This window comes from Candidatus Magnetaquicoccus inordinatus, from assembly GCF_004217665.1.
Classification (GTDB): Bacteria; Pseudomonadota; Magnetococcia; order Magnetococcales; family Magnetaquicoccaceae; genus Magnetaquicoccus; species Magnetaquicoccus inordinatus.
On the sequence record NZ_RXIU01000115.1, the window covers coordinates 1 to 11,777 of the forward strand.

Genomic DNA, 11,777 nt, shown 5'->3' on the forward strand with positions numbered 1-11,777 from the left:
TTCGCGCACGCCGCACCGATTTGTGCCCCGAAGGGGCACTCTTTGGGAGGGCGGACGCCCGACATGCACAGTTTCGCGTGTGGCAACAGTGAGAAAATTTGCAAATGCGATTGCCCTGTCAATAATTGCGTCGGCAGAGGGAGTTGGGTATGATCGAGAGAGAGTGGCATGGATGATGCGCAACTCAGGCAACAAAGGAGCTGGATAACTCTTCAGGGTCGTGCTTATTCAGGGTCGTGCTGGCTCGCCAACTCTACCCCCATGGGGATGCTATGCGCATTGGCGCAATAATGCGCGCCAATGCGCATAGCTTGCTTCCATTAGGCGCTTAAGCCGACGCAAAAAGCGCGTCGGCTTGGTGTGATAAGCGCGCCAAAGGCAAAAGATTAAAGGATTAAAAGCAAAATCCCAGGGATTCCATCCCTGGACCCGGCCAGGGAGGTGCCCTCCCTGGACCCGCAGTTGTTTTTGGTGGTGAATAGTTATCAAAGGAGCTGGAATGAATCCCTGCAGCCGCCTGTTTTTATATTGCCGAACCGGCTTTGAAAAGGAGACCCTGGCTGAAACTCTGCTCAAAGCAGGAGAGTCCCAGATCAACTGCAGCGGCAGCGCTCCCGAACGCAGCGCCTATGTCTTGCTGCAACCCGATGATCCCGAACAGGCCAGCGAACTGGCGCAACTGCTGCGCGTGCAGGATCTGATTTTTGCCCGCCATCTGCTGGCTTGCGACAGCAATAACGATCCCTTGCCCACCCGTGATCGGGTGACACCACTGCTGCAACGCCTGGCCGCCATGCAACGCAGCGTCGGAACCTTTTCCGGTTTATGGCTCGGCTATCCCGATTCGGAAGCCGGAAAGGTGTTGGCCCCCCTCTGCCGCGCTCTGCACGGTCGCATCCACGAATCACTGCAAAAAAATGGTTGGTTAAGCAATGATCCCCATCAACCACGTGCGGAAATTCTCTTTTTAAGCGGTAGCGAAGCCTTAAGCGGCCTCTCATGGCCCAGCAATGGCGCACAGTGGCCAATGGGCATACCCCGTCTGCGCCTGCCCGATGCAGCCCCCAGTCGCGCCGCCTTGAAACTGGAAGAGGCATTCTGGCAACTGCTCAACGCCAACGAACGACAACAACGACTGACCCCCGGACAGTGGGCCGTGGATCTGGGTGCAGCCCCAGGCGGCTGGAGTCAAATACTGCTGCACATGGGTCTGTCGGTCATCGCCGTCGACCGGGCCGACCTCTCCCCTACCCTGCACAACACTGCCCGCCTGCGCCATCTGCGCGAGGATGGCTTCCATTTTCGCCCGGAACAACCAGTCGATTGGCTTTTTTGCGACATGGTGGAACAACCACGACGCATCGCAGAGTTGATCAGCCGCTGGGCCCAGGCAGGATGGTGCCGGGCCGCTCTGTTCAACCTGAAACTGCCGATGAAAAAACGCTTCGAGGAGCTGTTGCACTGTCGGCAACTGCTGCTGGCTCCCCTGCAACGCGCCGGCATCTCCTGCCAACTGCGCCTGCGTCATCTCTACCACGATCGGGAAGAGGTTACCGGCCTGCTGTTATTGAACGCCAAACAACGAAGCATGCACAACTCCCGAAGCCATGCCCGCCCTGCCGCACCCGGAAGAGCGAGAAGCAACAGAAACTTGCGGCAGCACTAAAAAAACAGGGGAGAAGGCAGCAGATCTTCCTGCCTGGGCACAGAAAAAATTCACCCAGGCAGGACTCCGATAGTGGCAAAGTGGAGCCTGAATATTCTCAGGACCACAACAGTGGGGGCTCTTTTTACCGACTCCAGGGAAGAGTCAGCTCCGCCAAAATTTATGGGAAAAGAGCATCAAGATCGTAAAGATCTCCAGACGACCGACAATCATCATGGAGCCCAGCATCACTTTACCAAAGGCAGGGACATGGGCAAAATTATCCATGGCCCCGACGGTATTGAATCCAGGACCGACGTTGGCCCAGGCGGTCAGGGAGGCTCCCATGGCGGAAAGCAGATCCATATCCATGGCGTTGAGCAAAATGCCGCCGCAGAGCACATAACCCATGGAGAGGATAAAGGTGGCGACCGCATTTTCCAAAATCTCTCGCGACAGCGGCTGGCGATCCATTTTGGAGACAGCAATCTGGTAAGGCTGTAACAGACGAATGGTCACCGCCGGGATGGTCTTCAAGAGAATGATGACCCGCACCACCTTCATCCCGCCCCCGGTGGAGCCAGACATACCCCCGATCACCATGAGAACACCCATGAGCAGTTGCAAAACCGCTGGCCACTGCTCCCAGTCGGTACTGGCAAAACCGGTGGTGGTCATGATCGTGATCACCTGAAACAGGGAGTGACGCACCAGCTCTTCCCAGCTCCAATCGACACTCTGCATCAGCACCAGGACGCAATAGAGAGTAAAACCAAAAATGATACCCAAATAACCGAGAAACTCCTCATAGGTCAGCGCCTTCCAATCACCATGCACCAGCACCCGGTAGTGGATCAAAAAGTTGGTTCCTCCCATAAACATGATCACAATGGCCCACCATTGGATGGCGGGGGAGAAATAGCCCAAGCTGAGATTTTTGGTAGAGAAGCCGCCGGTGGCAATCGCTGTAAAAGCATGGTTGACCGCATCGAGAGCGGTCATGCCAAAAAGGATGAAGCCGCCGATACCGACCAAAGTAATCAGGGTATAGACACCCCACAAAGCGCGTGCTGTGGAGATTAAACGCGGGGTCATGCGATCCTTGGTGGGCCCAGGCACCTCTGCCTTCATCAACTGGGTTCCCCCAGCCCCCAGCAAGGGCAAGATGGCAATCATCATCAGCACCATACCCATGCCGCCCAGCCATTGGGTAATGCTGCGCCACAAGAGGATGCTTTGCGGCCAGACTTCGATATCGGTCATGGTCGAGGAGCCGGTGGTAGTAAAGCCGGAAGCGGCTTCAAAGAAAGCCGAGGGCAGATCAAGCCCCCCATGCAATACGTAGGGCAGACCGCCAAAAAAAGCGGCCAAAAACCAACCCAGACTGGTGACCAAAAAGCCATCTCTGGGAGACATGGCATTGCTGGCACGACGACTGGCCAGCAAGCCGAGTGCAGAGGCCAGCAATGCCAGGAGTATGGATTGCCAGAGGGGGGCAGGATCCTCACCCAGAGCCACGGCCAGCAACACCGGAAAACATTGAAAAAGCGCAACCAGAGCAATCAGCAGGCTGAGCATGCGCAGGTCGAACAAAATATTCATGCGGCCCTCAGAAAATCATCAATCTGCTGCAGGTGCCCAGCGGAGGTGATAATCAATGCCTGATCACCGGCGGAAAAGACAAAATCCCCTTTAGGGATGTGCATTTTACCGTTGCGCACGACAGCCGCGACCAGGAGAGCTTTAGGCAAACCCAGATCTTTGAGTGGCAAACCGACAATACGGCAATGGGCCTCAACCTCGACAAAGACAGCATCGAGCTGGCCATTAAAGGCGGTAGCGGCATCGATGACCTTGCCGCGACTCAAAAAGCGCATAATTTTGCCCACGGCGGCCAATTTGGGACTAACCACGGCATCAATACCCAGAGAGGGAGCCAGAGTCAGATAGGCTTCGTTATCCATCAAGGCGATGGTCCGGCTGGCACCTCCTTGCCGGGCCAACAGACATAAGACCAGGTTGACCTCCTGTTGACCGGTCATGCCGATCAAAGTGGAGGCCCGTTTTGCCATATGGCGAATAGTGGCCGGATCGGTGGCATCGCAGTGGATGACATCGGTATTGTCGAGCATCTCTGCCAACTCCTGGCAGCGACTCAACGATTTTTCCAGAATCACCACCGGAATACCGCGTTTTTCGATCTCTCTGGCCACCTGCTCCCCTTTCCAGCCACCGCCCGCAATCACAATCTTGCGATGCTGCACCGGGGTGCGTCCCAACAAGGGCAAAATTTGTACAAAACCACACTGCGCTTCGCTGGTGAGCAGGACGCGATCAGTGGCCTGGAGAATGGTGCGACCGGTGGGAATCACCACCTCGCCCCCTTTATCGACTGCCACCACCAAAGCGCCATGTTTGGCCAATCCACACTCCTGCAGAGTGCGGCCCAAAAGCGCACTCTCCGGTCCCAGATGAAAACCGGCAATACGCACCATGCCATGTTTGAAGGGTACCACCTCAAAGGCATGATCGACCTGCAACAGGTCAAGGACCATCTCCACAGCGGCATGTTCTGGGCTAAAAACCATGGTTCCGCCCAGGGTCATGCCTTTGGCAATGATTGGGTTTTCCATGAACTGTTTTTTGTGCACGCGGGCGATAATTTTGGCCTGTGGATTATAGGCTTGTGCCATCAGGGTGGTGATGATGTTGTTCTCATCAGAGTCGGTGACTGCAAGAATCAGCTCTGCTTCCAAAAGACCAGCACTTTGCAACAGGCTGCCATCGGCTGGATCCCCTTGCAACACCTGCACATCCATACTCTCCTGCACATGTTTGACCACCGACGCTTCCTGGGCAATCACCACCACTTGGTGACCGTCAGCCGATAATTTCTTGGCCAGAGAGGTGCCGACCACACCGGCACCAATGATAATGACTTTCATATATTTTATTAAATGTGCAGGTTGTTAAGGGCATCCAGGTCGACAGCAGCCAACCGGATGGGCAAAATCCGCCACACATTTTCGTTATCTTGTCACATTTCGACAATATAATTTTGCTTCAATTAAATGTAATTTTTCTTCACATGTTTTGCCGACCGCAGCGGGCTTGTGAAAAATGGTCGCGAGCAAGCGCATGAACCTGCAACGCCGCCCATGGGCGGTACAGTAGATTTATTCACAAGCTCAGAGATCTCTATTGGAAATGCAGGGCAATCGCATTTGCCAATCTCCTCACTGTTGCCACAAGCGAAACTGTGCATGTCGGGCGTCCGCCCTTCCAAAGAGTGCCCCTGCGGGGCACAAATCGATGCGGCGTGCGCGAATGCTGCGCATTCGCTTTTGTGAAACGCCGCACATTACCAGCAGGGCTTTGCCCTGCACCTACCAGGAGGAGATAATCTCCTCCTGGACCTCCATAATAATTTTCTGATTTTCAAATGCGATTGCCCTGATTGGAAATGCTTGCCTTGCACAGCCTGCTGCCGTTAAACTGCATCTTTGATATTATGTAACTTTTGTTAACAAGAGGCCGGTGTGAGCACGCCCAACTATACCAGCAAACAGTTCTCCCAACTGACTGCGGCACAACTGGCAGAGTTGAGCGCCGAACAGTGGGCCTCTTTTGCCACTACGCAACTGGATGGCTTGACCTCCGGTTCTCTGGCTCTGCTGACTCCAGAACAGTTGAATGGCCTGTCCGATCAACAATGTGCATCCTTGGCGGCCACCCAATGGAAAGGGATTACGCCACTCCAGTTGCACTCGTTGGCCAACACGCAACTGGATGGCTTGAGCTCTCTGGCGCTGTTGCGCTGGGCCACCACCCAATGGAACGGTTTGACGGCAGAGCAGTTGTATTCGCTGGCCGACAGCCAGTTGGATGGCTTGCGTTCGGCACAAATCAGTGCCTTGGCCACCACCCAATGGGCAGGGGTGACCTCGTTGCAACTGGCCTCTCTGGCCGATAGCCAATGGAATGGCTTCAGCTCCCGCCATTTGGCCGCTTTCAGCAACAGTCAACTGGATGGTTTGAGCTCGGCGACTTTGAGTGGCCTGGCCAACAGCCAGTTGACTGGCCTCTCCTCGGCACAATTTTTTGATCTGGAAATCGAGCAACTGCAAGGATTGCGTGCCAACCAATTAAAATATTTGACGACGACGCAACTGCATGGTTTGCACTCCGGGCAGTTGGCGGCCTTGAACAGCGCCCAGTTGCAGGGGTTGACCTCGGCACAACTGGGCTCCTGGAGCGCCGAGCAGTGCGATGGTTTACAATCGGTCCAATTGGCCAGCCTCTCCAAATTTCAGTTGGCCGGGTTAAGCTCGCTGCAACTGCAGAGCTTTGCCGACACCCAGTGGCAGGGTTTCAGCAGTGCCCAATTGGCCTCGCTCTCCCTGGCGCAACTGCCGGGTCTGCTCTCCAGCCAGATCCAGGGGCTCAGCAGCAGTCAGATGCACGGTTTTTCCCCCGCCCAGATTGCTGCCTTAAGCAGTAACGCCATGCTGGGCTTGAGCGCCCAACAGTTGACCGCACTGGATGCCAGCCAGATCAAGGCACTGAACAACAAACAGTTGGCCCTTTTGAGCGCCACCCAGATCAGCGATTGGCGTTCCACACAATTGCTTGCCCTCTCCACCACCCAGTTGTCGGCTTTTACCACCACTCTTCTGCACAGCTTGAGTGCTGAGCAGTTGAGCAGTTTGCGCAGCACCCAGTTGCAAGCCTTGAGTGTCACGCAGATTGCCGCCTTGCCGGATCAGTTCATGGCCGCCTTGCAGGCCACCCAAATCAGAGGCTTGAGCAGCAAACAAATTGCCCGTTTAAGCAGCACGCAACTGGCAGGCATACCGGCAGAAAAGATCTCCTTTTTGACCACAGAGCAACTGGTTGCCCTCTCTGCCACCCAGATGACCGCCTGGAGCGAAACCCAGATTGCCGGTTTAAGCTCCAGTCAGATCAGCGCCCTGCATATCCGCCAGACAGCCACATGGAGTGCCACAGCCATTGCTGCCCTCACTGCCGAGGCCTTGCCTGGGGTGAACAGCAGCCAGTTGGCGGTGTGGAATGCCGAACAGATACAGGGGTTGCAGACCCAACAGATTGCCCTGTTGAGTCAATCGCAATGGCAAGGGTTGAGCAGTGTGCAGATACAGGCTTTGACCACCAGCCAGATTGCCGCTTTGACCAGCACGCACATTCGCACTTTGACCACCAGCCAGATCAAAGGCTTGCAGGCCACGCAATTTCACGCCTTGACCACCCGCCAGATGAGCGCCTGGGGTACCACCCAACTCTCCGCACTGACCACCACCCAGATGAGCGGTTGGCATTCGGATGATCTGGCGGTATTGAGCAACAGACAACTGCAGACATTCTCCTCGGTGCAGTTGTCGGCGTTAGGCAGCGAACAGGGAGCCGGTTTAACAGCAAGCCAGTTGGGGGCACTCTCCACCGGGCAACTGCGCGCCTTGGCGGCTGAACTGGTCAACCATTGGTCAACCCAGCAGTTGTCCGGCCTGAACAGTGAACAGATGGGATCGTTGCAGAGTGAGCAGTTGGCAGCCTTGCAGAGTACGCAATTGCTGGCCATGAGCAGCACGCAACTGCGCGGCCTGAGCGCCACACAAATCAAATGGTTGAGCACGACCCAGATGGCCGGTTTGAGCGCCACCCTGCTGGGCAGCTTGCAGAGCAACCAGATTATGGCTTTGACCACAACCCAGGTAGCCGCATTGCAGAGCGACCAGATTGTGGGTCTGCTCTCCCAGCAGATTCGCCTGTTCACCCCGCTGCAGATGGCAGGTTGGACAGAGAGTCAATTGGCAGCCATCAGCACCACCCAGATGGCCGGTTTGAGCAGCACCCAGTTGCAGCGTTTGAGCAGCAGCCAGTTGAGTGGCTTGTCGGCAAGCCAGATCGGCTCATTGGATAGCCGTCAGTTGGCTGTGTTCAGCACGACGGTGCTCTCCTCACTGAGTACGGAGCAGATTCAAGGATTGACAGCAACGCAAATGGCCTCTTTGAACACGCCACAATTGCGTGCTTTGCAGGCCACACAGATTGCCGCTTTCACTGCGACCCAGGTGGATGGCATGAACGGCACCCTGTTGTCGCAGTTGAGCAGCAGCCAGCTCTTGGCTTTGCAAACAACTCAAATCGAGCAGTTGCAGGGCAATCAGGTGCGCTTTTTCAGCGCTCAACAGATCCATGCCTTGCGCACGGAGCAGATTGCGGCATTGTCGAGTTCAGCGGTGGCACAGTTGACTCTCACCCAGATCCAGGCACTGGGTACCGAGCAGATAGCAGCCTGGACAGTGACCCAGTTGGAGGCGTTGAGTCGCAAGCAGATTCAGAGTTTGAGCATTCCGCAGATTTTGGCCTTGCGCAGTGAGCAGGTGGCTCATTTGAGCATGACCCAGGAGGCGGCGTTGACGGTGGAGCAGGTAGGGGCCTTATCGGCCGAACAGTTGACAGCCCTGAGCACGACCCAGATTGCCCGTCTCTCCACCGCCCAGGTGATGCGTTTATCGGCATCGCAACTGGCAGCGTTGACGGCAAGCCAGATCAGTGCGCTGGAGACGGAGGATTTGGCGGTCTTGAGCACCCGCCAGATCTCGGCCTTGAGCATGCAGCAGATGGAGGCGATACGCAGTTCACAAATCTCTGGTTTAACGGTCACCTTGCTGCGCTCTTTGACCCTGACCCAGATAGTTGGCCTGCATGCGGAGGATATAGCAGCCTTGAGCACCCGCCAACTGCAGGGGTTAAGCACCCGGCAAGTGGCGGCCTTGACCGCCGAGCAGTTGACGGGATTGAGCTCTACGGGGATACATATTTTGGCCACGGAGCAGGTTATGGCCATGCAGGCCGATCAGTTGGCCTCTTTGAGCACCACGCAGTTGGCAGGATTGACAGCCAACCAGATGATGCGCCTGACGGTGAGCCAATTTACCGCCCTGTCGCACACCCAGATTGCCTCTTTGAGCAGCAAGCAGGTTGAAGGATTATCGATCCGCCTGTTGGCTGGTTTGCAGGAGGGGCAGTTGACGGCCTTGACGGCAACGCAGATTGGCGTTTTGAGCAAGGTGCAAATAGCGGCCTGGAGTGGCGAGCAGTTATCGGTGTTGAGCACCACGCAGATGCTGGGGTTGACAGGCAGTCAGATTGGGGCTTTAAGCCGCAGTCAGGAGGCGGGCTTGCGTTCGGAGCAGATTGCCGCATGGTCGGCAACACAGATTGGTGGCTTGACCACCGCACAGATCAAAGCATTGAGTGATGATCAGGTGGCCGGTTTGAGTGGGCAGATTGTTCATTTGCGCAGCAACCAGATTCCCGGTTTACAGACCAGTGATTTTGCCCTGTTGCAGAGCGGCATTGCCCTGTTTACTCAAGAGCAGTTTAATGTCATGAACAAGGCCCAACAGTTGGCCTATATCGCCGCTGGCGGCAGCTTGAGTGCGCCGTAGGAAGCAGGCCACTCTCCAGGAAATCAAGAAGCAATTGCTGCATCTTAAGTCTTATTGCACGATTGTACGTAGATGTTGCCACTCAGGCAACCACAAGGCAATATCATCGCTGCTCTTGTGCAGCCCTTGCAGGATTTTTTCCCGAAAAGCAAAAGCACCAGCATAACCATTCGCCTTTAGCCAATCCTCCATGGCCAGAAGCAGATCCTTGCCGGAAAAGGCGGACAAATAGTTTTGGTATCGTTTACCACCTGGACAACATTCAGAAAGAAAACAGGTAAAAGAGTTGAGAACAACGCTCTCTTGTACCAGGTTGGCACCCGTATACTGGGCAACATTCTTTTTCAATCCATCCAGACAAGAGCCCTCATCCAGAGCATCTGGAAAACAATATTTTTCGCGCCCGCGTGCACGACCAAAACAAGAGGCAAGCGGTTGGTGATATTTTGGCCGGTTACTGCGCAAAGCCGTGCGGGCTGCCTGATAGATGGCGATACGATCCCGTGCTGCAGCAAGAGCCTGTACATATGAATTATAGTTTGGCGCCAAATCTCCCAATGCTTTGCCAACAATATCGGGATCGAGCAAATAGTTCTCGATTTCCGTGCGCTCCCAACGCCAACCGAAATGTGTGCCATCCTTGGCTTGCCAAGTGTGCAGCTTGCCAGTGGGAGGTTGCCAATCTGCTGCAAAATCGCCATCCAGAATACCGTACACATCTTTTATATTTTCCAGGCGCTTATCGATAATTTTGCCACCCATGCCATGCTTACTGCCGCCGGGTTTGACCATACACAATCCCGCAAGCAGTTTGCCGAGAAGCAAGGCATCAGGGCTACCAGAGTTGCCCTCACAAAAAAGCAACGTTACAGACATAACCGCCCTCCTTCCAAGCGATAGATCTCACCTGGACTAACCAGAGCAGTGATGGCTTCCGAATGTGTTGTCAGCAAAAATTGGCAATGCGCACCAAGCGCAGGCAGGGCCATCAACAGCGCTTGTGCCAAAGGAGGATGCAGATTAAGGTCGATTTCATCAATCAAAACAATGGAATTGCTAATTTGCATGCGCACAAATTCATACAGCATGGGAAAAACAGACTGCTCTCCTGCAGACATCTCTTCAATATCATAAGTTCTATTACCATCCTGCAAGCAAAAATAATAATCCTCTACTGTAGGCGTGCCTCCGCGAAACATTGGCTCCGGCAGAGCGAATGAGCGACCAGGAAAGATCATTTTATAGCTGTTTTCCAGCTCGGTGAGCCAATCGCTGGGCGCGCCCATCAACCGGCTTAACATCCAACTGATGAGATGTTTTCTCAATCGCGATACACCTGTTGCATAGTGACGGTTACGACGGGAGGAGTATTCCGTCTCTCTCTCCGCAAACAATTTTTGACCTTGTTCCACAGGATCCGCCGACGGTGAAGCCATATTGCGATATTGATCAAACCAAAAACAACCTGGCAGACGAGGAAAATATGCTCTGGCCTCTTCCACTCCATTACGCAGCAATTGCGCGGCATAGGAACGACCACGAAACTGAAAAATATTTTCCAACTTACCATGATGAGTAGAAAAACAACCGCCTTCCAGACGTACAGTCACCTCTTTGGCATCTCCAGGACAAATCCATTTTTTACCGGAAACATATTTGCTATTATTTTTGTACCACAACTCACTAACATCTTGAGTTGCTTTTATCTCGTCATCACTAAAACAGATGTCTAATTCAACAACTGGGACGCCGGATTTCTCATAGCGTCCTGGCACCCAACCCTGCCAATCAAATTCCGCTGTGTCACGGATAGTCCCAGAAATTTTTGACAAACAGAGAGCAATCGCTTGTAAAATAGTTGTTTTTCCTGTCCCATTATCGCCAAGCAACAAAAACCTCTCTGCAATATCCTCAGTAACAGTATTGCGGATGATTATTTCATGATCTTTGAAGCGCTTAAAATTTTCCAATTTTACCCGTGCAACGCGCATAGACAAATCTCCAGGATCCCTGCCTTGGTCTGCGGAAAAACTGTTGCCAGTTTATAGCTTTGACTGCCAAATTGCCACAGAATTTGTCGCAGGCTGGCTGCGACAGGATCCCTGCACGCGCATTGTAGCCCCATGCAGTTGTGATACAATTTGCGGCAAGAGAGCGCTTTACCCAGCAAACCGGCGGGCATCGCGGATGTTGAGCGAGAGCAACAGCACATTGCCTGCCCCTGCCAGCAACTCCAGACCCTGCACAGCATAAAACCACTCATCAAAGAGCCCCTGGTTGGCACGGTGGGCCAAAAAGAGTGCGCACGGCAGCAGCAGCAACAGGCCATTCAAGGCGATGAAAGGCATGCGCCGCCGTTTGGCCAGCAGCAGAGGATGGGTGGTTTGCCCGGCCAAAGCAAAGCCGCTTGCACCCGCCAGCATCATCAAGGGCAGCAAAAGAAACAGGGCAGAGACAATGCTGTTTTTGACCCAGACCAGCGCCGCCGTCGAGAAAAACAACTCCACAAGCAGGCTCGACCACCAAAAGCAGAGAATCAACACCAAAGCCAGCCAACCCGCCAAACGATGCAGCGTCTTTTTCATAATCCCCTCCTCCTGATCTGCCCTGCCCACCCCCTTGGCAACGCACAATCAGATAATTGCCTCATGAAAACCGGT

General features: G+C 54.3%; 7 protein-coding genes. 2 read left to right on the forward strand and 5 right to left on the reverse strand.

Annotated elements, in window-relative coordinates; all coding sequences use genetic code 11:
- The first annotated feature begins 499 nt into the window (after positions 1–499).
- Positions 500–1,666 (forward strand): 23S rRNA (cytidine(2498)-2'-O)-methyltransferase RlmM, encoded by a 1,167-nt coding sequence (gene rlmM / locus EJP87_RS09590; protein ID WP_130471649.1) that lies wholly within the window; start codon positions 500–502, stop codon positions 1,664–1,666.
- Positions 1,667–1,810: 144 nt separating this feature from the next.
- Here the strand turns inward: rlmM and EJP87_RS09595 are convergent, their stop codons facing one another.
- Entirely contained in the window at positions 1,811–3,247 is a 1,437-nt protein-coding gene (locus EJP87_RS09595) for a TrkH family potassium uptake protein (protein ID WP_130471650.1), read from the reverse strand.
- The gene (trkA, locus tag EJP87_RS09600; protein ID WP_130471651.1) at positions 3,244–4,590 is read right to left on the reverse strand and encodes a Trk system potassium transporter TrkA; all 1,347 of its coding nucleotides are present in this window, start codon (positions 4,588–4,590) and stop codon (positions 3,244–3,246) included. The genes EJP87_RS09595 and trkA overlap by 4 nt, the downstream gene beginning before the upstream one ends.
- A gap of 594 nt (positions 4,591–5,184) precedes the next feature.
- Between trkA and EJP87_RS09605 the strand changes: the two genes are divergently transcribed.
- Positions 5,185–9,117 (forward strand): hypothetical protein, encoded by a 3,933-nt coding sequence (locus EJP87_RS09605; RefSeq protein WP_130471652.1) that lies wholly within the window; start codon positions 5,185–5,187, stop codon positions 9,115–9,117.
- Positions 9,118–9,168: 51 nt separating this feature from the next.
- On the opposite strand, the gene EJP87_RS09610 is transcribed toward EJP87_RS09605, so the two are convergent.
- The 3 genes from EJP87_RS09610 to EJP87_RS09620 all read right to left on the reverse strand — a co-directional run bounded on the left by EJP87_RS09610 (position 9,169) and on the right by EJP87_RS09620 (position 11,702).
- The gene (locus EJP87_RS09610) at positions 9,169–9,993 is read right to left on the reverse strand and encodes a hypothetical protein (RefSeq protein WP_130471653.1); all 825 of its coding nucleotides are present in this window, start codon (positions 9,991–9,993) and stop codon (positions 9,169–9,171) included.
- On the reverse strand, positions 9,984–11,108 hold the full coding sequence (locus EJP87_RS09615; RefSeq protein ID WP_130471654.1) for an ATP-binding protein: 1,125 nt from the start codon (positions 11,106–11,108) through the stop codon (positions 9,984–9,986). The genes EJP87_RS09610 and EJP87_RS09615 overlap by 10 nt, the downstream gene beginning before the upstream one ends.
- A gap of 168 nt (positions 11,109–11,276) precedes the next feature.
- The gene (locus EJP87_RS09620) at positions 11,277–11,702 is read right to left on the reverse strand and encodes a hypothetical protein (protein ID WP_130471655.1); all 426 of its coding nucleotides are present in this window, start codon (positions 11,700–11,702) and stop codon (positions 11,277–11,279) included.
- Positions 11,703–11,777: the final 75 nt, after the last annotated feature.